Below are 18,706 nucleotides of genomic sequence, written 5' to 3' on the forward strand. Positions count from 1 at the left end.
AAACGCCTCGGACTATTTGACCAGGCGTTTTTCCCTTGACGGGCGATAACCGAAAAACGCGCTGTAGCACTTGCTGAAATGGCTCGGCGAAACGAAACCACAGGCCACCAGCACTTCCATCTGCGACAGCTCGGTGTGCTGCAACAGGCGCCGGGCTTCAGTGATGCGCAATTCCAGGTAATAGCGTTGCGGCGTGGTGCCGAGCTGCTCCTTGAACAAACGCTCCAACTGGCGCCGCGAGCGACCGGCGTACACCGCCAGTTGCTCCAGCTCCAGCGGTTCCTCGAGGTTGGCATCCATCAGTTTGACCACCTCGCGCAACGGTGCACTGACGCAAAGGTTTTCATCCGGTTTGATCCGCCGATAGCGCGACTCCTCGAACGCCAGGATGTCCTCGATGCCTTCGACCAGCGCCTTGCCGTGCAGGCTCTTGATCCAGTCCAGCGCCATATGGAAAGCCCCGGAGGGGCTCGATGCCGTGAGCCGGTCGCGATCGATCACATAAGGTTCGCTGCTGACCTGAGTGGCTTTGGCAATTTCCGTGAGTGCGGGACGGTGTTCCGGGTGGATCGCACAACGATAACCATCGAGCAGGCCGGCGCGGCCGAGAAACCACGCACCGTTCCACAAACCGGCCAGACTGACCCCGCGCTCCGGCGCCGAGCGCAGCAGGCTTATCAACTCTTCGCTGGCCTTCAGCTCGGTGCGGTAGCCGCCACACACCACCAGCAAGTCCAGATCCGCAAGGCTGGCGGCGTCAATCCGCGCATCCGGGCGAATCACCAACCCCAGGTCGCTGATCACTTCACCCTCGCCCAGCCCGAACGTGCGCGAGCTGAACAGTCCGGCGCGCAACAGGTTGGCGGTGATGATCGTGTCCAGCGCCTGGGTGAAGGCCGGCAGTGAAAAATGCTCCAGCAACAGGAAACCGGTGCGGGTGATGCGGGTCTCGGCGGCTTGCTCATTCAGATAGCGGAGGTTTTTGCCCTTCATGCCTCCGCTGAATTGACGTCGTTCGATCAAGGTCTGGCCCATCGGTCATGTTGTTATGCGCCGATAGTTGGCTTGATGGGCCAAAGAGTCAATCACGCTTGCGGCTGATGACTGGTCACGCAGTGAATCCCGCCGCCACCGGCAGCGATCGCATCGATGTTCAGCAGCTCGACTTTGCGTTCCGGGTACAGCTTCGACAACAAGTCGTAAGCCTTCTGATCGGCTGCCTTGTCGCCGAATTCCGGGGCGATGATCGCGCCGTTGATCACGAAGTAGTTGATGTAACCGGCGGCGAAATCCGGGTTGTTCTGGTTGAACTTGCTCTTGCGCGGCTTGAGCGGCGGCGAAATCGTGTGGACCTGCAGCGGGCGACCGTCAGCGTCGGTGGCTTTCTTGAGAATTTCCAGGTGCGCCAGCGTCACCTGGTGATCGTAGGACTGTGGATCGGTGTCGAGGTTGACGATCACCACGCCGGGCCTGACGAACCGCGCATAGAAATCAACGTGGGCGTCGGTGATGTCCTTGCCCTTGATCCCCGGCAGCCAGATGATTTTGCGCAGGCCCAGACGCTCCTTCAGTTCGGCCTCGACATCGGCCTTGCTCCAGCCGGGATTGCGATTGCTGTTGATCCAGCTGCTCTCAGTCATGATCCCGGTGCCGTGGCCGTCGACTTCGATGCCACCGCCCTCGCCCACCAATTCACTGCGCAGGTACGTCGCTTGCGCGTCGCTGGCCACTCGCGCAGCGATTTTCGCGTCCTTGCTGTGCCGCTGCTTGTTGCCCCAACCGTTGAAATTGAAGTCCACGGCGCCAAGCCCGCCCTTGTCGTCGATGACGAAATTGGCGCCGATGTCACGCATCCAGATGTCGTCGAGCGCGGCGGTCACGTAGGTGACGTTGCGGGTGCCGCAATACTCTTCGGCGAGGCTGCGTTCGCCACTGCGACATAACACCGTGACTGGCTCATAACGGGCAATGGTGCGGGCGATGCGGCCCAGCGCGGCTTGCACATCTGCGGTGAAATCCTCCCAGATTGCATCCTGCGCGCCGAAAGCGATGAAGGCGCGCTCGTGCGGGTCGCCCTCGTCGGGCATGAACCAATCCCCCGCGCTGGCCGCCAGCAGTTTGCCGGGGGCCAGGCCAAGGCCCATGACCGCGGCGCTGACACCTGCAGCGACCGATACCTGTTTGATGAACTCACGACGCGTCGACATAACGGGCTTTCCTGAAAGGGGCCGGCGACCGGGCGCCGGCCGTTGAATCATGGGTGGGTAGCGGTTTTGAATTTGGTCCAGGTGCGCATGCGGGCGCGCATATCAGCCTGAGGAATGTCCTTGCCCGGGATCAATCGAGCATAGGTCGCCTCGTCAAGGTAGATGTCCGGGTTATTGCGCATCGCCGCGTCGACGCTGGCCCGAGCCTTGGCGTTGGAAGTCGGGTAACCGGTGAAATTACTGATCGCCGCCATGTTCTCCGGGCGCATCACGAAGTTGATGAAGGCGTAGGCGTATTCCGGGTGTTGCGCATCGACCGGAATCGCCATGGTGTCCATCCACACCGTGGTGCCTTCGCGCGGGATGCGGTACTCGAAGCGGGTGCTCTTGCCAGCGCTGTCCGAGGTGCGCTGGGCCTGGGTCATGTCGCCGCTGTAACCCAGCGACAGGCACAGGTTGCCGTTGACCAGATCGGTCACCGGTTGCGACTGAAACTTGCGCACGTACGGTCGCAGCTTCATCAGCACCTCACTGGCCGCCGCCAGATCCGCCGGTTTCGCGCTGCGCGGGTCTCGGCCCAGATAATTGAGCACGACTGCCAGCACTTCATCCGGCGAGTCGATCAACGAAATGCCACAGTCGGCAAACTTCGCCGCCAGCTCCGGTTTGAACAGCATGTCCAGGCTATTGACGGGGGCATCAGCCATGCGCTGTTTGATCTGCGCTGCGTTGTAAGTCAGGCCGATGGTGCCCCAGGTGTAGGGCACGGTGGCCTGGCTGGAATGTTGGTAATGGCTGCGCAGTTTCTGCAGACCGGGCACGATGTCGGCCAGCGCTGTCAGCTTCGATTGATCCAGCGGCATCAGGCTGCCGGCACGCATCAGGCGCTCGGCCACGGTGTCGCCGGGGAAAATCAGGTCATAGCCGCTGCCACCTGAAAGCATCTTCGCTTCGAGGGTTTCACTGCCGTCCATGACGTCGTAGATCACCTTGATCCCGGTTTCGGCGGTGAAGCGGCTCAGGGTGTCTTCGGCAAAATAATCGGCCCAGTTGTACAGCCGCAGGGTTTTGTCCTCGGCATGCAGCGACGGGATCACGCAAATCAATGTCAAGCCCAGAACACCGAGCAGTCGTTGGTGGTGCGAAGCCATGTTCAAACCCCTTGAGTGGTCCAGCGTGCGTGAAGGTGGTGGCCGTCCTGACTGAGCAGCGCGCCATACATGTCCGGGCGCCGGTCGCGGTAAATGCCCCAGCTCAGGCGCTCTTCGCGCATCGCGTCGAGATCGAGGCTGTGCACCAGCACGCCAGTGCTGTCGCGGTCGGCTTCGGCCAGCAACTTGCCCTTGTGATCGCTGATGAACGACGAACCGTAGAAGTTCATCTGCAGCGCCTGATCGGTGCTCGCCACTTCTCGCCCGACCCGGTTGGCCGCCACCACCGGCAGCAGATTGGCGGCGGCATGGCCGCGCATGGTCATCTGCCAATGGTCGCGAGAGTCCAGCGCCGCGCAACCCGGCTCGGAGCCGATGGCCGTGGGGAACAGCAACACTTCAGCGCCCATCAGCGCCAGACAACGCGCGGTCTCGGGAAACCATTGATCCCAGCAGATGCCCACGCCGAGGCGGCCGAACGCGGTGTCCCAGACTTTGAAGCCGCTGTCGCCGGGGCTGAAATATTCCTTCTCCTGATAGCCGATGGCGTTGGGGATGTGGGTCTTGCGATACACCCCCGACAGACGCCCGTCGGCATCGGCCACGCTCAGCGAATTGAAGTAGGCATTGCCAGCCTTTTCGAACCAGCTCAGCGGCAGCACCACGCCCAGCTCTTTGGCCAGCGCGGCGAAACGCTGCAGCAGGCGGCTGTCGCGATACTCTTCGGCCAGCGCCTGATGTTTGTGGCTCTGTTCGATGCAGAAATACGGGGTGGCGAACAGCTCCTGCAACAGGATCACCTGCGCGCCCTTCGCGGCGGCCTCACGCACCAGTTGCTCGGCCTGATCGAGGTTGCGCGGCAGGTCCCAGGTACACGACATCTGGGTGGTGGCGATGGTCAGATGGCTCATCGCTCAACCCTCCACTGGCCAGGCGGGTTGCTGCTGGGTGATGCAGTGCACCCCGCCGCCGCCATGGGCCAGATGATTGATGCGCACCGGCACCACTTCGCGTCCGGGGAACGCCTGCGCCAGCACTTTCGCCGCCGCTTCGTCGGCCTCGATGCCGTAGGCCGGCATGATGATCGCGCCATTGGCGATGTAGAAATTGGTGTACGAGGCGCAGAACACTTCGGCTTCGGTATCGACGGCTTCGCTGGCTTCGTAGAGTTCGATCAGCTCGAACTTGCGCCCCTGAGCGTCGGTCGCCAGCTCCAGTGCGCGGCGGTTTTCGCGCACCACTTCGGCGTACACCGAGCTTTGGTCGTGGGTCGCATCCACCAGCAACACGCCGGGACGGGCGAAGGCGCAGACGCCATCGACGTGGCCATCAGTCATGTCGCCGGTGACGTAATCAGGATCGCCCGGCAACCAAATGGTTTTCTTCACGCCGAGCAAGCGACTGAAGATTTCTTCCATCTCAGCCTTGCCGATGTCCGGGTTGCGATTGGGGTTGAGCAGCACCGACTCGGTGGTGATCAGCGTGCCTTCGCCATCAACGTGAATCGCCCCGCCTTCGTTGCTCAGCGGCGTGCCAAAGCATTCCAGCCCCAGGTGATTGAGTGCCCGGCGTGCCAGGCTTTCGTCCAGCTCGTGCGCCGACTTGCCGCCCCAGGCGTTGAAGCGCCAGCTGACACCGGCCAGCCCTTGTTGCGGGTGGCAGACGAAGCTCGGGCCAGAGTCGCGGCACCAGCTGTCGTTGACCGCCAACGGGATCAGCTCGATGTTCGGTCCGCACAGCGCTTTGGCGCTCGCTAGCGCCGACGGATCGACGACCATTTTCACCGGCTCGAAACGGGCAATGGCATTCGCGACCCGGGCGAAATCCTCTTGCACCTGCGGCAAAGTCACACGCCATCCCGATTCCCACAGCGCCTGATTGTGCGGCCAGACCATCCAGGTGGCAGCGTGGGTGGCCCACTCCGCCGGCATCATCCAAGCGCTGTTTTTATTGTCATTGTGCTGCATGATAAGTCTCGTAAGTTAAGCCAATGTGTTCACGCCGACCATGCTACGGACGCGCAAACAGGCAAACAAACGATGGATTTTGCGCAGAAATGATTAGAGGAACTTATCTATATGCTTAAACACTGGCCACCGCTCAGCTCTCTGCGCGGCTTCGAAGCGGCGGCTCGCCTCGGCAGTTTTCACAAGGCTGCCGATGAACTGCACCTCACCCAATCGGCAATCAGCCAGCAGATCCGCAGCCTTGAGGCGTACCTCGAACAGCCGCTGTTTTTTCGCAACGGTCGCAGCGTCGCCCTGACCGATGCCGGCCACGATCTGCTCAGCACCACTCAGGCGATGTTGCAGCAACTGGCGGTCGGCATCCGGCGTCTGGGGCAATATCAGAAGCCCAATCAACTGGTGCTCAACACCACGCCAGCCTTCGCCCGACATTGGTTGTTGCCGCGTCTGGCGGATTTTCGGCGCCAGCATCCGCAGGTCGATCTGTGGATTTTCAGCACCGATGAAGTGCCGGACATGGCCACGCAAACCATCGATCTGGCAGTGCGCGACGACATCAGTTCGCAGGCTGAATGCAGCTTCAAGGTGCTCCATGCCGACCGCCTGCTTCCGGCGTGTCATCCAAGCGTTTTGGCGCAGCCCACCGCGCAGCGCACCACCCTGCACGGTGAGCGGGAAATGGACTGGAGCCATTGGGCAGTGGAAGCCGGGGTCGATGTCGGGCAGCAGGATCAGGGGCTGAATTTTTCCGATCCGGGCTTGTTGCTCGATGCCGCTGCGGCAGGGTTGGGGATCGCGCTGGTCAGTCAGTTGCTCAGCCAACAGGCGCAGCAAAACGGACTGTTGCTGCCCCTGGTGGAGCAAACCATTCGCGGCCCGAACTGGGCGCTGCTGACCCATCGCGACAGCGAGAATGACCCGATGGCGCGATGCTTCAGTGAATGGCTTTCAAGCCAACTGGCGGGACCTGATCACGGTCAGACCACGGTGAGATAGCCCGCACCGAGCCGGCCTTCCAGACGACCGAACAGCACGTAATGCTGATATCCACTGGTGAACGCGCCGGTGGAAATCGCGTTTTTGACGTCCTGGTTCATCTGCAGGTATTGCGCTTCGTCGAAGTTCTCCGCACTGACTTCGCCGGCTCGCCCAAGCTTTTCGCTTTCGACCGGCAGCCCCATGATCGTGCGCCGCTGGAAGTCGATAATGCGGTTAACGGCGTGACTTTCCAGCGGCCCCCGATTGGATTGGGTCGAGTAGATGTGCAAGCCGTTTTTTGCACAACGATTGCACATGTCGATGCAATTTTTCTGGGTGGACTTGAGGCCGGTCAGGTGCGCCAGAGGCATGTCCAGATACTTGCCGACCTGGTATTCGGTCTGATTGAAAACCGAACAGCACAAAACGGTATTGCCGTTGCAGTCGAGCACCAGCCAGTCATCCTTGAGCGAGCACGCCTGCTTGGGATACTGGCGGACCAGATTGACCAGATCGTCGAAGGGCGGCAGCGCCAGCCTTTTCAGGGTTTCATGATCGGTATCTGTCACCGAAGGATCGCGTTCGATCAGCGCCAGCGTTTTCTCAAGCGGCATCATCACTGAATATCCGGTCGAGAACTCGAAACCCAGACGCTGGGCGAATTCGCGCATCAGCCCTTCTTCTTCCATGTTGTCCAGATAACGGTGGTAGTACACCTCGATCCGCGTACTCAAACCATGTTGCTGTTTGAGTTCATGCAGTTTGATCATATTGGCCTTGACCACTTCAATGTCGCCGCCCACGTGCCCCTGCTGGTAAGTCTCCTGGTAAAACCCGGACAACGAAATACGGAAGAACCATGGGTTGGCCAGCATGGCGGTTTGCATGTTCTTGGCTAGATTCAAGTTGGAACTGATACCGCTCTGCAAACCGGCGGCATTGATGATCTCGACAAACTCACCGATTCGCGGGTGGATCAACGGCTCGGTCCAGTTATACAGAAAGATCGTCTCGACCCCTTCGTTCCGGGCCTTCTCGACGATCTTGCGAAACATGTCAACTTGCATGGCTTTCTTGAAGTTGACGTTTTCCGAGTTACCCATCGGGCAGGAGGGGCAGCTCAAATTGCACGCACCGACAATATCGATATACATATTCATGACGGGTGACGCTCCTTGAGTGAATAGCGGTGCATCCAGAGCAAGCGACTGTCATGGTTGGCGTTATTCGTTAGTTATTTGACAGTCCCGGAGCGCGGCTCAGCAAGTTCCGGGCCATTGCCATGGTGCGCCATCAATTCCACGATCCAATCGATAAATACCCTTAGCTTTTGGCTGATATGCCGGTTCGGCGGGTACGCCACATAGAGCGGCATCGGCTCGAGTTGCCAGTCCTCGAACAGCGGTACCAACTCACCCCGAGCCTGATGCGCGTGCGACATGTACCGGGGCAACCACAGCACGCCCATGCCGGCCAGCCCTGCCGCAAGGTAGGCGTTACCGTCATCGACGGCCAATACGTGGCGACCCTTGATCTGCAGGTGTTCGCTGCCATTGCGCAAGGCGTAAGGCACGGGTTTGCCGGTGCGCGCCCAGAGAAATCCAACCACCCGATGATGGGAGTCTTCCAGCTCGCGGGGATGCTGCGGCGTGCCGGCGCGGGCCAGGTAAGTTGGCGCGGCGAAGACCCCGAGCTGCAGGTCGGCCACCCGCCGGGCCATCAGTGACTGGTCGAGCAATTCACCGCCGCGCACCACGCAATCGACGTTCTCATCGATGATGTCGACGATGCGGTCACTGACCCCCATGTCGATCTGAATATCCGGATAACGCGCGTGAAACTCAGGCAATGCCGGCATCAGAATCAGTCTCGCCAGCGGGCTCGGCACATCGACGCGCAAGCGCCCTCTGGGCAATGCCGAGGCGCCGGACAAACTGGTTTCGGCGTCGTCCATGTCGGCCAACAGTTTGATCACTCGCTCGTAATAGATCGCACCGTCGGCCGTGACGTTGACCTTGCGCGTGGTGCGGTTGAGCAACTTGACCCGCAGCCGTGCCTCCAACTGCTGCACCAGCTGCGTCACCGTGGTCTTGCTCATGTGCAAAGTCTCGGCAGCCTTGGTGAAACTGCCCGCCTCGACCACCCGGGCGAACGCCTGCATTGCATCGAAACGGTCCACTTCGCGCCCTCTGATTGTTTGGAAAATGCAAACAGTGAACGCCAAGGTTGCGCGTTTATCCCCCTTACGCAAGCCCCTAAAGTCACTCCATCAACAACCACCAAACAATGATGGAGACACCCATGACCCAACGCGACGTCGTTTTCCCGCCTGCCCGCCATGCACTTTATGAGCGTCATCGCTATTCACCGGCCATTCGTTCCAATGGCTTTCTGTTCGTCTCCGGGCAAGTCGGCAGCCGTGAAGACGGTTCGCCCGAGCCGGATCTGCAGGATCAGGTGCGCCTGGCGTTCAACAACCTCAATGCGATCCTCAATGCCGCCGGTTGCAGCTTCGCCGATGCGGTGGACGTCACGGTGTTCATGATCGATCCACAATCGACTTTCGAAACCATCTGGGAAGTGGTGCCGGAGTTCTGGGGCAGCGCGCCGTATCCGACGATCACTGCGGTCGGCGTGACCTGGCTGGCCGGGTTTCAGTTCGAGATCAAGGTGATTGCCAGAATCCCCGTGTAGGAGCTGCGGCACGCTGCGATCTTTTGATCTTCAATCGAAATGTAAAGATCGCAGCCTCGTTTCACTCGACAGCTCCTACAGGTGTTTTCGTGGTGACAGCGGCAGTGGGCTGCAGGAAATGTGGAGCAAAACATCGCCGGACAAGCGCGCTGGCCTTTCACGGCGCGGCTGCGTATAACCTGGCCGTTTCGTCTAACCTGATTGAGCGCCCGCGCGCGACACCGCGCCCGGTGGCGCTTAGAATGCGACGCTCATGAAACGGAGATTTCCATGCTCAAACGAACCCTGGCACTGACTGCTGGTCTGGCCCTGTCTTTTTCTGCTTTGGTGGCGCATGCCGCCGATGTGTTGCGGGTCAGTGCAATTCCCGATGAAGCCCCGACCGAATTGCTGCGCAAATTCGAACCACTGGGGGCCTATCTGGAGCAGCAACTGGGCATGAAAGTACAGTTCGTTCCGGTGGCCGACTACCCGGCAGTGGTTGAAGCGTTGGCGACCGATCGCCTCGACATGGCCTGGCTGGGCGGTTTCACTTTCGTTCAGGCACGCCTGAAGACCGACGCCACCACCCCGGTGATCCCGCTGGTGCAGCGCGAGCAGGATGCGCAGTTCACCAGCAAGTTCATCACTGCCGACCCGAACGTGAAGAGCCTGGCCGATCTCAAGGGCAAGACCTTCGCCTTCGGCTCCGTGTCGTCGACCTCCGGTAGCCTGATGCCGCGTTACTTCATGCTGAAGAACGACAACATCAAGCCTGAAGCCTATTTCAGCCGCGTCGCCTACTCCGGTGCGCACGACGCCACCGTCGCCTGGGTCCAGGCCGGCAAGGTCGATGCCGGTGTGCTGAACGCCAGCGTCTGGCAGAAACTGGTGGACGCCGGCAAAGTTGATACCAGCAAGGTGCACGTGTTCGCCACGACCCCGGCCTACTTCGATTACAACTGGACCGTGCGCGGCACCCTCGACCCGGCGCTGGCAGCGAAGATCAAGAAAGCCTTCCTCGACCTCGACCCGGCCAACCCGGAGCAGAAGAAGATTCTTGATCTGCAGGCGGCCAGCCGTTTCATCGACACCAAGCCCGAGAACTACAAGGGCATCGAGGAAGCTGCTCGCGCCGCCGATCTGTTGAAATGACCCTGAGCCTCAATCAAGGCCGCCTGCACCACGCCAATGGGGTCGACGCACTACGTGGCGTCGATCTGCAGATTGCGGCGGGTGAACAGGTGGCGATCATCGGTCCGTCCGGGGCCGGTAAATCCAGCCTGTTGAACCTGCTCGCCACCGCGTTGCGCCCCAGCAGCGGTGAAATCGAGGTGCTGGGTGAACGCCCCTGGCACCTTTCCGCCCGCCAACGGCAACGTCTGCGCGCACGAATTGGCCTTGTGCATCAGGCCCCACCGCTGCCGCCGCGCCAGCGTGTGGTGACGGCGGTACTGGCCGGCAAACTCGGGCAGTGGAGTCTGGGCAAGAGCCTGCTCAATCTGCTGCATCCGACGGATATTCCCGGTGCCCGTGCCGCCCTCGCCCGCCTGGATCTGGGCGACAAACTCTTCGCTTACTGCCAGCAATTGTCCGGCGGCCAACTGCAGCGCGTGGGCATTGCGCGGGTGCTGTATCAGGCACCGGAGATTCTGCTGGCGGACGAACCGGTGTCGGCGATGGACCCGGTGCTCGCCGGGCACACCCTGTCGATCCTCTCCCAACACGCGCGGGCGCATAACGTCACGCTGGTGGCGAGTCTGCATGCGGTGGAACTGGCGCTGGCACACTTTCCGCGCATCATCGGCTTACGCGACGGCCAGATCCTGTTTGACAGCCCTGCCGAGCAGGTCAGCCGCGAAATGCTCGACACGCTGTACGCCAATGAGCAATTGCAAAGCCCGACGACGCCGAGTGCGCCGCTGATTGTGCAGATCCCGCGATGCTGACGGCTGATTCCCGCGACCCGGCCGCCGCGCCGCGACTGCTGCTGACCCTGCTGGCGCTGGCCTTGCTGTGGCCGGGCATCCAGCTCAGCGAACTGGACCTTGGCGTGCTGCTGCACAGCGACAGCCAGACCGAAATGGGCCGCTTCATCTCCGGGTTCTGGCCACCGGCGCATGACCACGATTTTCTCCAGTTACTGCTCAAGGCCACCCTGCAAACCCTGGCCATCGCCACCGCCGGCATGGCGTTGGCGTTGCTGCTGGCGGTGCCGGCCAGCCTGATTGCCAGCCGCGCGCTGTCGTTGTCTGCGGCATCCCGGAGCGGCATTCCCAGTCGGCTCGGGCGCTTGTTGCGCTGGCCGGTACGCGGCCTGCTGATCTTCTTGCGCAGCGTGCCGGAAATCGTTTGGGCGCTGCTGTTCGTGCGTGCTGTCGGCCTCGGCACGGCGGCGGGTGTACTGGCGATCGCAATCACCTACAGCGGCATGCTCGGCAAGGTCTACGCGGAGATTTTCGAGTCCACCGACCAACGCCCGGCGCATGCCTTGATGCAGGCCGGCAGCGGACGACTCGCGGCGTTCGCCTACGGGATTCTGCCGAATGTCGCGGCGGAGCTGCTGTCGTACACGGTGTATCGCTGGGAGTGCGCGATTCGTGCCTCGGTGGTGATGGGGTTTGTTGGCGCTGGTGGCCTCGGCCAGCAGATCGACCTGTCGCTGCGCATGTTCGCCAGCGGTGAAGTGGCGAGCATGTTGCTGACCTTCCTGATTCTGGTGCTCGGTGCCGACCAACTCAGCCGCCTGCTGCGCTGGAGGCTGACATGAATCGCCTGATCAATCTGCTGCTGATCGTCGTGATTGGCGTCGCGGTGATCGCCTCGTTCGGCTACCTCGAACTCGACCTCGGCGAACTGGGCAACGCCACCAGCCTCAAGCAGATGGGTGCCTACGCGCAGCGCTTTCTCAGCCCGGACCTGAGCGCCACGCACTTGCAGGCGATCCTCAAGGGCGCGCTGGAAACCCTCGCCATGTCGGCCCTTGGCACCCTGCTCGCGGCCGTGTTCGGCATTCTCCTCGCGCTGCCTGCGGCCGGGCGTTTCGGCTGGCCGCTACAAAGCGCCTCGCGCCTGTTGCTTAACGGTTTGCGGGCGATTCCGGAACTGGTGTGGGCGGCGCTGATGGTGCTCGCCGCCGGCCTTGGGCCGAATGCCGGCACTCTGGCGCTGGCCCTGCACACCACCGGCGTGCTCGGTCGACTGTTCGCCGAAGCGCTGGAGAATACCCCGCCAGAACCGGCCGAAGCGATCCGCTTGCAGGGCGGCAATCCCGTGCTTGCCTTCTGCTACGGCACCCTGCCCAACCTCGCCCCGCAATTGCTCGCCTATTGCCTGTATCGCTGGGAAAACAACATCCGCATGGCCAGCGTGCTAGGCTTCGTCGGGGCCGGTGGTTTGGGGCAGATGCTGTATGTCAGCCTCAGCCTGTTTCAGGAAGCGCAGGCGAGCACGGTGATTCTGGCGATGCTGATTCTGGTGCTGGGCGTGGACTCGCTGAGTGCCTGGAGCCGGCAGCGCTGGGTCAAGGCCTGACAGGCAAGCCTCACTGCGCCGTCGCCAACCGATACTGGCGCGGGGTGAATCCGGTCGACGCCTTGAACTGCCGGGTGAAAGCGCTGTGGTCGGTATAGCCGCACTGCAGCGCCACCTCGGTGATCGGCAACTCGCCATGCAACAGCCGATGCGCGTGCTCAAGACGGACTTTCTGGATCATCTGCCGCGGCGTCAGGTGGAACACCCGTTTGCAGTAACGCTCCAGTTGCGCCACTGAAATTCCGGCGATGCGCGTCAGTTCGCCAAGACTGACGCGGCTCGCGAAGTTCGCCCGAATGTACTCATCCACCGCCGCCAGACGCTGATACGCCGGATGAGTTTCGCTGGCGGTTTGCAGGTCGACGGAAATGCCCGCCAGGCCAATGATCCGGTTATCACGATCGTACAGCGGACGTTTGTGGGTCAGGCACCAGCCGGGTTCGCGGCTGCCGTACAGGTGCAACTCCAGCTGATCCTCCAGCACCAATCCCTCTTCCAGCACGCGCCGATCCTGCTCGGTGTAGCCCGGGCCCAATTGCGCCGGAAACACCTCGGCGCTGGTCTTGCCCAATAACGGTCGCAGGTCTTTCAAACCGCAGCGTTGCACCAGTGTCTGGTTAGCCATGACGTAGCGCGCCTGCGGATCCTTGATGAAGATTGCCGCGTTGGGAATCACATCCAGCATGGGCAACAGCAGCGCCATGCTGGCGAGCAGATCGTCGAGGCATTGCGGTCGGCTCGCTTGGTTCTGCTGGCTCAGGATCGCAAACGCATTCTGCGTCATGACTGTCACTCCCCACGGTGCGCATTGGCTTGCGCGCAGATTGCCCCATGGATGGCGGCCTGTCGAGCCGGGGCCTTGCCGTGGGCCATTGTGCTGATTTCGTCATCGACACCGGCAAAAAACATCAATCGCGCAGCGCCTGACAAGTTCACTGTAGCGCCACTGCACGCCCCTCCAACAACCAACAAGAAGGCGACGCTATGACAGGCCAAGGCAAGTTCAAGAAACAACTTTCATTAATAGACCTCACGTTCATCGGGCTGGGGGCAATCTTCGGTTCGGGCTGGTTGTTCGCCGCCAGTCACGTGTCCGCCATCGCCGGCCCGGCGGGGATCTTTTCCTGGCTGCTCGGCGGTTTCGCCGTGTTGCTGCTGGGCATCGTCTACTGCGAACTGGGCGCTGCGCTGCCCCGTGCCGGCGGCGTGGTGCGTTACCCGGTTTACTCCCACGGCCCGCTGCTCGGTTATCTGATGGGCTTCATTACGCTGATTGCGTTTTCCAGTCTGGTGGCGATCGAAGTGGTCGCCTCGCGGCAATATGCGGCAGCATGGTTTCCCGAGTTGACCAAGGTCGGCTCCAGCGACCCGACCGTGCTTGGCTGGTTCGTACAGTTCGGGCTGTTGTGCCTGTTTTTCCTGCTCAATTACCGCAGCGTGAAGACCTTCGCCATGGCCAACAATCTGGTCAGCGTGTTCAAGTTCATCGTGCCGCTGCTGGTGATCGGCGTGTTGTTCAGCTTCTTCAAACCGGCGAATTTCGACGTGCACGGCTTTGCGCCGTTCGGCCTGTCCGGCATCGAAATGGCCGTGTCGGCCGGCGGGGTGATCTTCGCGTATCTGGGCCTGACACCGATCATTTCGGTGGCCAGTGAAGTGAAGAATCCGCAACGCACGATTCCGATTGCGCTGATCCTGTCGGTGCTGCTCTCCACCGCGATCTACGTGCTGCTGCAGACCGCGTTCCTCGGCGGCATCCCGACCGAAATGCTCGCCAATGGCTGGGCCGGTGTCGCCAAGGAACTGGCCCTGCCGTATCGCGACATCGCGTTGGCACTGGGTGTCGGCTGGCTGGCGTATCTGGTGGTGGCCGATGCGGTGATCTCGCCCAGCGGTTGCGGCAACATCTACATGAATGCCACGCCGCGAGTGATCTACGGCTGGGCGCAGACCGGGACCTTCTTCAAGATTTTCACCCGCATCGACGAGAAGTCCGGCATTCCGCGCCCCGCGCTGTGGCTGACCTTTGGCCTGTCGGTGTTCTGGACCCTGCCGTTCCCGTCGTGGGAAGCGCTGATCAACGTGGTCTCCGCCGCGCTGGTATTGAGCTACGCCGTGGCCCCGGTGTCGGTGGCCGCACTGCGCCGCAGCGCGCCGGGCATGCCGCGTCCGTTCCGGGTCAAGGGCATGAATGTGCTCGGGCCACTGTCGTTCATCATCGCCGCGCTGATCGTCTACTGGTCAGGCTGGGGCACCGTGTCGTGGTTGCTCGGCCTGCAAATCCTGATGTTCGTGATCTACCTGCTGTGCGGGCGCATGGTGCCGACCGTGCACCTGAATCTCGGCCAGCAAGTGCGCTCGTCGGCGTGGCTGATCGGCTTCTACGCCGTGACCATCGTCCTCTCCAAGCTCGGCAGTTTCGGCGGCATCGGCGTGCTCAGTCATCCGTTCGACACGGTGATCGTCGCGGTCTGCGCGCTGGGCATCTACTACTGGGGCGCCGCAACCGGCGTACCGGCACGCCTGATTCGTCTGGAAACCGAGGACGACGAAAGCGAAGCCGCTCAATCCTCCACCCATTCGGCAACGGGCCAGCGCCCTGCTCACGCCTGACCTTCACTCAAGGGACGAACCATGAAACGACTGCACATCATCGACTCCCACACCGGCGGCGAACCCACGCGTCTGGTGATGAAAGGCTTCCCCGACCTGCCCGGCAACAGCATCGCCGAGCAGCGCGATGCCTTGCGCGAAGGCTACGACCAATGGCGCCGCGCCTGCCTGCTGGAACCGCGCGGCAACGACGTGCTGGTCGGCGCACTGTACTGCGCGCCGGTCTCGCCGGACGCCACCTGTGGAGTGATTTTCTTCAACAACGCCGGTTACCTCGGCATGTGCGGGCACGGCACCATCGGCCTGGTCAACTCGCTGCATTACCTGGGCCTCATCGAACCGGGCGTGCACACGATCGACACTCCGGTCGGCCCGGTCAGCGCGACCCTGCACGAGGACGGCGCGGTGACCCTGGGCAACGTCCCGGCGTATCGCTATCGCAAACAGGTGCCGGTGGACGTGCCCGGCCACGGCCGCGTGTTCGGCGATATTGCCTGGGGTGGCAATTGGTTTTTCCTGGTTTCCGAACACGGCCAGGACCTGCAGATGAGCAACGTCGAGGCCCTCACTGATTACACCTGGGCGATGCTCAAGGCCCTGGAAGCCCAGGGCATTCATGGCGAGGACGGCGCGCTCATCGATCACGTCGAACTGTTCGCCGACGATGCCAAGGCCGACAGCCGCAATTTCGTCATGTGCCCGGGCAAGGCCTACGACCGCTCGCCCTGCGGCACCGGCACCAGCGCCAAACTGGCCTGCCTCGCCGCCGACGGCAAGCTCGCCGAAGGCCAGGTCTGGACCCAGGCGAGCATCACCGGCAGCCAGTTCGAAGGGCGCTTCGAATGGCAAGGCGAACGCGTGCGCCCGTTCATTACCGGGCGCGCCTACATGACCGCCGACGCCACCCTGCTGATCGACGAGCAGGACCCTTTTGCGTGGGGCATCTGACCTGCCCCGCTTTTTTACCGATCTGAATGAATCTCCCGAGGAGCTACAACAATGAGCGATAACATCTTCACTGGCTGCATTCCCGCGCTGATGACCCCGTGCACCGCCGAACGCAAACCGGACTTCGACGCCTTGGTCGCCAAAGGTCGCGAACTGATCGATATTGGTATGAGCGCGGTGGTTTACTGTGGCTCGATGGGCGACTGGCCGTTGCTGACCGAGGCCGAACGTCAGGAAGGCGTGGAGCGCCTGGTGGCCGCCGGGGTGCCAACCATCGTTGGCACTGGCGCGGTCAACAGCCGTGAAGCGGTGTCCCACGCCGCTCACGCTGCAAAAATCGGCGCCCATGGCCTGATGGTGATTCCACGCGTGCTGTCCCGTGGTGCTTCGGCGACTGCGCAAAAAGCCCACTTCGCCGCCATCCTCAAGGCCGCACCGAACCTGCCGGCGGTGATCTACAACAGCCCTTACTACGGCTTCGCTACCCGCGCCGAGCTGTTTTTCGAACTGCGCCGCGAGTACCCGAACCTGATCGGCTTCAAGGAGTTCGGCGGTGGCGCCGACTTGCGCTACGCCGCTGAAAACATCACCTCGCAGGACGATGCCGTGACCCTGATGGTCGGTGTCGATACGCAAGTGGTGCACGGTTTCGTCAACTGCAACGCCACCGGCGCGATCACCGGCATCGGCAACGCCCTGCCGCGCGAAGTCCTGCAACTGGTGGCGCTGAGCAAACAAGCGGCCAAGGGCGATGCCAAGGCCCGGCGTCTGGCGCGCGAACTGGAAGCGGCGCTGGCGGTGCTGTCGTCGTTCGATGAAGGCTGCGATCTGGTGCTGTATTACAAGCATCTGATGGTGCTCAACGGCGACCGCGAATACGCCCTGCACTTCAACGAAACCGACGCCTTGAGCGATGCCCAGCGCCGTTACGCCGAGACCCAGTACGCGCTGTTCCGTCAGTGGTACAAAAACTGGTCCGCCGAACAGAACCTCGCCTGACCGCAGTCCCTGCCCCGGTGCGATATCGGGGCTTCACCTCTTTTATCAAGGAAGCGCCATGACTCTGACAGGCCACATGTTGATCGGCGGCCAAGCCATTGCCGGCAGCCGTGAAGCGATCCGTGCGATCAATCCCGCCACCGATGCGGTGCTGGAACCCGCGTACGCCGGGGGCAGCAGCGAGCATGTCGACCAGGCCTGCACACTGGCGTGGCAAGCGTTTGATCAATATCGCGAGACATCCCTCAGTGCTCGCGCCGAATTTCTCGAAACCATCGCCGATGAGATCGAAGCCCTCGGTGATGCGCTGATTGACCGCGCCGTGGCCGAAACCGGCCTGCCGCGCGCACGGATTCAAGGCGAACGCGGACGCACCTGCGGGCAATTGCGCACTTTTGCCCGTACCGTCCGTGCCGGCGAATGGCTGGACGTTCGCGTCGATCAGTCACAACCACAACGCCAGCCACTGCCCCGTTCTGATCTGCGCCAGCGGCAGATCGCGCTGGGGCCGGTGGCCGTGTTTGGTGCAAGTAATTTTCCGCTGGCGTTCTCCGTGGCGGGCGGCGACACCGCTTCGGCGCTGGCCGCCGGTTGCCCGGTGATCGTCAAGGCGCACAGCGCGCATCCCGGCACTAGTGAACTGGTCGGTCAGGCGCTGACGCGCGCGGTGAAAAAGTGCGCGTTGCCCGAAGGTGTGTTCTCCCTGCTGTTCGGTTCCGGCAATGAAGTGGGGATTGCCCTGGTCAGCGATTGGCGCATCAAGGCCGTGGGCTTCACCGGGTCGCGCAGCGGCGGCCTCGCCCTGAGCCGAGCGGCGCAGGCACGGCCCGAACCGATTCCGGTGTATGCGGAAATGAGTTCGATCAATCCGGTGCTGCTGTTTCCCGCAGCGCTTGCAGCTCGCCCTGAGGCGTTGGCGCAGGGTTTTGTCGCCTCGCTGACTCAGGGCGCCGGGCAGTTCTGTACCAATCCCGGACTGGTTATTGCGCGCCAAGGGGCAGCGCTGGACGGTTTCATCGCGGCTGCCGCCAAACTGATCCAGCGCAGCCCGGCGCAGACCATGCTTACGCCGGGGATCTTCCGCGCCTATAAAACTGGCGTCGGCGCATTGGGTGAAAATCCGCAAGCGCAACGCGTGGCCATCGGTCTCACCGCTGAAGGCCCGAACCAGTGTCAGGCGCAATTGTTCGTGACCCACGCGCAGGACTTCCTCGCCGACGCACGCCTGCAAGGTGAAATCTTCGGCGCCGCGTCGCTGATCGTACAGTGCGCCAACGACGATGAAATCCGTCAGGTCTGCGAACACCTCGAAGGCCAATTGACCGCCACGCTGCACCTGGATGACGCCGATCTGGATCACGCCCGGGCCTTGTTGCCGACACTGGAACGCAAGGCTGGACGTCTGCTGGTCAATGGCTGGCCGACCGGGGTCGAAGTGTGTGACGCGATGGTGCATGGCGGGCCGTTTCCGGCCACGTCGGACGCGCGTAGCACCTCGGTTGGCACCGCGGCGATTCTGCGTTTCCTGCGTCCGGTGTGTTATCAGGACTTCCCCGACAGTCTGCTGCCGCTACCGTTGCAACAGGCAAATCCGCTGCACTTGCGGCGCTTGCTCGACGGCCAGAGGAAAGCCTGA

General features: G+C 62.1%; 18 protein-coding genes. 10 read left to right on the top strand and 8 right to left on the bottom strand.

Annotated features, from left to right (window positions below; all coding sequences use genetic code 11):
• Positions 1-12: 12 nt before the first annotated feature.
• Genes KVQ82_RS17220 through KVQ82_RS17240 form a run of 5 tightly spaced genes read right to left on the bottom strand, consistent with a single transcriptional unit; the run spans position 13 to position 5,325 of the window.
• The gene (locus tag KVQ82_RS17220; RefSeq protein WP_222014738.1) at positions 13-1,035 is read right to left on the bottom strand and encodes a GlxA family transcriptional regulator; all 1,023 of its coding nucleotides are present in this window, start codon (positions 1,033-1,035) and stop codon (positions 13-15) included.
• Between the two features lie 50 nt (positions 1,036-1,085).
• Positions 1,086-2,207 (bottom strand): agmatine/peptidylarginine deiminase, encoded by a 1,122-nt coding sequence (locus KVQ82_RS17225; protein WP_222014740.1) that lies wholly within the window; start codon positions 2,205-2,207, stop codon positions 1,086-1,088.
• Between the two features lie 47 nt (positions 2,208-2,254).
• A complete protein-coding gene (locus KVQ82_RS17230) occupies positions 2,255-3,358 on the bottom strand; it encodes an extracellular solute-binding protein (protein WP_222014742.1) in 1,104 nt (367 codons plus the stop codon).
• Between the two features lie 2 nt (positions 3,359-3,360).
• Positions 3,361-4,269, bottom strand: a complete 909-nt coding sequence (gene aguB / locus KVQ82_RS17235; RefSeq protein WP_222014751.1) for an N-carbamoylputrescine amidase — start codon at positions 4,267-4,269, stop codon at positions 3,361-3,363.
• Positions 4,270-4,272: 3 nt separating this feature from the next.
• Positions 4,273-5,325, bottom strand: coding sequence for an agmatine/peptidylarginine deiminase (locus KVQ82_RS17240; protein ID WP_222014752.1), 1,053 nt, complete (start codon positions 5,323-5,325; stop codon positions 4,273-4,275).
• Positions 5,326-5,436: 111 nt separating this feature from the next.
• Here KVQ82_RS17240 and KVQ82_RS17245 point away from each other — a divergent pair, with 111 nt between their 5' ends.
• On the top strand, positions 5,437-6,321 hold the full coding sequence (locus KVQ82_RS17245) for a LysR substrate-binding domain-containing protein (RefSeq protein ID WP_222014753.1): 885 nt from the start codon (positions 5,437-5,439) through the stop codon (positions 6,319-6,321).
• Here the strand turns inward: KVQ82_RS17245 and KVQ82_RS17250 are convergent.
• Both KVQ82_RS17250 and KVQ82_RS17255 read right to left on the bottom strand, forming a co-directional pair.
• Positions 6,303-7,463 carry a radical SAM protein gene (locus KVQ82_RS17250; protein ID WP_222014754.1) on the bottom strand — a complete coding sequence of 387 codons (1,161 nt, stop codon included), beginning with the start codon at positions 7,461-7,463 and terminating at the stop codon, positions 6,303-6,305. The two genes, KVQ82_RS17245 and KVQ82_RS17250, sit on opposite strands and share 19 nt — an antisense overlap.
• Positions 7,464-7,537: 74 nt before the next feature.
• Positions 7,538-8,482, bottom strand: a complete 945-nt coding sequence (locus tag KVQ82_RS17255) for a LysR family transcriptional regulator (RefSeq protein WP_041072558.1) — start codon at positions 8,480-8,482, stop codon at positions 7,538-7,540.
• Positions 8,483-8,604: 122 nt separating this feature from the next.
• Here KVQ82_RS17255 and KVQ82_RS17260 point away from each other — a divergent pair, with 122 nt between their 5' ends.
• The 5 genes from KVQ82_RS17260 (at position 8,605) to phnE (ending at position 12,510) form a co-directional block, all read left to right on the top strand.
• The gene (locus tag KVQ82_RS17260) at positions 8,605-8,997 is read left to right on the top strand and encodes a RidA family protein (protein WP_198758772.1); all 393 of its coding nucleotides are present in this window, start codon (positions 8,605-8,607) and stop codon (positions 8,995-8,997) included.
• Positions 8,998-9,267: 270 nt separating this feature from the next.
• Complete coding sequence (locus KVQ82_RS17265) at positions 9,268-10,131, top strand: putative selenate ABC transporter substrate-binding protein (RefSeq protein ID WP_041072554.1); 864 nt, start codon at positions 9,268-9,270, stop codon at positions 10,129-10,131.
• On the top strand, positions 10,128-10,925 hold the full coding sequence (locus tag KVQ82_RS17270) for a phosphonate ABC transporter ATP-binding protein (protein WP_222014755.1): 798 nt from the start codon (positions 10,128-10,130) through the stop codon (positions 10,923-10,925). The genes KVQ82_RS17265 and KVQ82_RS17270 overlap by 4 nt, the downstream gene beginning before the upstream one ends.
• Entirely contained in the window at positions 10,919-11,746 is an 828-nt protein-coding gene (locus KVQ82_RS17275; RefSeq protein WP_222014756.1) for an ABC transporter permease, read from the top strand. The genes KVQ82_RS17270 and KVQ82_RS17275 overlap by 7 nt, the downstream gene beginning before the upstream one ends.
• Positions 11,743-12,510 carry a phosphonate ABC transporter, permease protein PhnE gene (gene phnE / locus KVQ82_RS17280; protein ID WP_222014761.1) on the top strand — a complete coding sequence of 256 codons (768 nt, stop codon included), beginning with the start codon at positions 11,743-11,745 and terminating at the stop codon, positions 12,508-12,510. Before KVQ82_RS17275 ends, phnE begins: the two co-directional genes overlap by 4 nt.
• Positions 12,511-12,520: 10 nt before the next feature.
• On the opposite strand, the gene KVQ82_RS17285 is transcribed toward phnE, so the two are convergent.
• Positions 12,521-13,294, bottom strand: coding sequence for an AraC family transcriptional regulator (locus tag KVQ82_RS17285; protein WP_222014766.1), 774 nt, complete (start codon positions 13,292-13,294; stop codon positions 12,521-12,523).
• Positions 13,295-13,494: 200 nt separating this feature from the next.
• Here KVQ82_RS17285 and KVQ82_RS17290 point away from each other — a divergent pair, with 200 nt between their 5' ends.
• Genes KVQ82_RS17290 through KVQ82_RS17305 form a run of 4 tightly spaced genes read left to right on the top strand, consistent with a single transcriptional unit; the run spans position 13,495 to position 18,706 of the window.
• Positions 13,495-15,123, top strand: a complete 1,629-nt coding sequence (locus tag KVQ82_RS17290; protein WP_222014768.1) for an APC family permease — start codon at positions 13,495-13,497, stop codon at positions 15,121-15,123.
• A 21-nt stretch (positions 15,124-15,144) separates the two neighbouring features.
• Positions 15,145-16,071, top strand: a complete 927-nt coding sequence (locus tag KVQ82_RS17295) for a 4-hydroxyproline epimerase (protein ID WP_222014770.1) — start codon at positions 15,145-15,147, stop codon at positions 16,069-16,071.
• A 51-nt stretch (positions 16,072-16,122) separates the two neighbouring features.
• The gene (locus tag KVQ82_RS17300; RefSeq protein ID WP_222014772.1) at positions 16,123-17,070 is read left to right on the top strand and encodes a dihydrodipicolinate synthase family protein; all 948 of its coding nucleotides are present in this window, start codon (positions 16,123-16,125) and stop codon (positions 17,068-17,070) included.
• Positions 17,071-17,128: 58 nt separating this feature from the next.
• Positions 17,129-18,706, top strand: coding sequence for an aldehyde dehydrogenase (NADP(+)) (locus KVQ82_RS17305; protein WP_222014773.1), 1,578 nt, complete (start codon positions 17,129-17,131; stop codon positions 18,704-18,706).

Source organism: Pseudomonas sp. AO-1 (genome assembly GCF_019775695.1).
Taxonomy (GTDB): domain Bacteria; phylum Pseudomonadota; class Gammaproteobacteria; order Pseudomonadales; family Pseudomonadaceae; genus Aquipseudomonas; species Aquipseudomonas parakoreensis.

Coding starts and splice junctions, on each gene's coding strand:
- KVQ82_RS17290 (WP_222014768.1), top strand. CDS start 13,495: ATGACAGGCCAAGGCAAGTTCAAGAAACAACTTTCATTAATAGACCTC.
- KVQ82_RS17220 (WP_222014738.1), bottom strand. CDS start 1,035: ATGGGCCAGACCTTGATCGAACGACGTCAATTCAGCGGAGGCATGAAG.
- KVQ82_RS17250 (WP_222014754.1), bottom strand. CDS start 7,463: ATGAATATGTATATCGATATTGTCGGTGCGTGCAATTTGAGCTGCCCC.
- KVQ82_RS17300 (WP_222014772.1), top strand. CDS start 16,123: ATGAGCGATAACATCTTCACTGGCTGCATTCCCGCGCTGATGACCCCG.
- KVQ82_RS17230 (WP_222014742.1), bottom strand. CDS start 3,358: ATGGCTTCGCACCACCAACGACTGCTCGGTGTTCTGGGCTTGACATTG.
- aguB (WP_222014751.1), bottom strand. CDS start 4,269: ATGAGCCATCTGACCATCGCCACCACCCAGATGTCGTGTACCTGGGAC.
- KVQ82_RS17245 (WP_222014753.1), top strand. CDS start 5,437: ATGCTTAAACACTGGCCACCGCTCAGCTCTCTGCGCGGCTTCGAAGCG.
- KVQ82_RS17265 (WP_041072554.1), top strand. CDS start 9,268: ATGCTCAAACGAACCCTGGCACTGACTGCTGGTCTGGCCCTGTCTTTT.
- KVQ82_RS17295 (WP_222014770.1), top strand. CDS start 15,145: ATGAAACGACTGCACATCATCGACTCCCACACCGGCGGCGAACCCACG.
- KVQ82_RS17275 (WP_222014756.1), top strand. CDS start 10,919: ATGCTGACGGCTGATTCCCGCGACCCGGCCGCCGCGCCGCGACTGCTG.
- KVQ82_RS17305 (WP_222014773.1), top strand. CDS start 17,129: ATGACTCTGACAGGCCACATGTTGATCGGCGGCCAAGCCATTGCCGGC.
- phnE (WP_222014761.1), top strand. CDS start 11,743: ATGAATCGCCTGATCAATCTGCTGCTGATCGTCGTGATTGGCGTCGCG.
- KVQ82_RS17285 (WP_222014766.1), bottom strand. CDS start 13,294: ATGACGCAGAATGCGTTTGCGATCCTGAGCCAGCAGAACCAAGCGAGC.
- KVQ82_RS17270 (WP_222014755.1), top strand. CDS start 10,128: ATGACCCTGAGCCTCAATCAAGGCCGCCTGCACCACGCCAATGGGGTC.
- KVQ82_RS17260 (WP_198758772.1), top strand. CDS start 8,605: ATGACCCAACGCGACGTCGTTTTCCCGCCTGCCCGCCATGCACTTTAT.
- KVQ82_RS17225 (WP_222014740.1), bottom strand. CDS start 2,207: ATGTCGACGCGTCGTGAGTTCATCAAACAGGTATCGGTCGCTGCAGGT.
- KVQ82_RS17240 (WP_222014752.1), bottom strand. CDS start 5,325: ATGCAGCACAATGACAATAAAAACAGCGCTTGGATGATGCCGGCGGAG.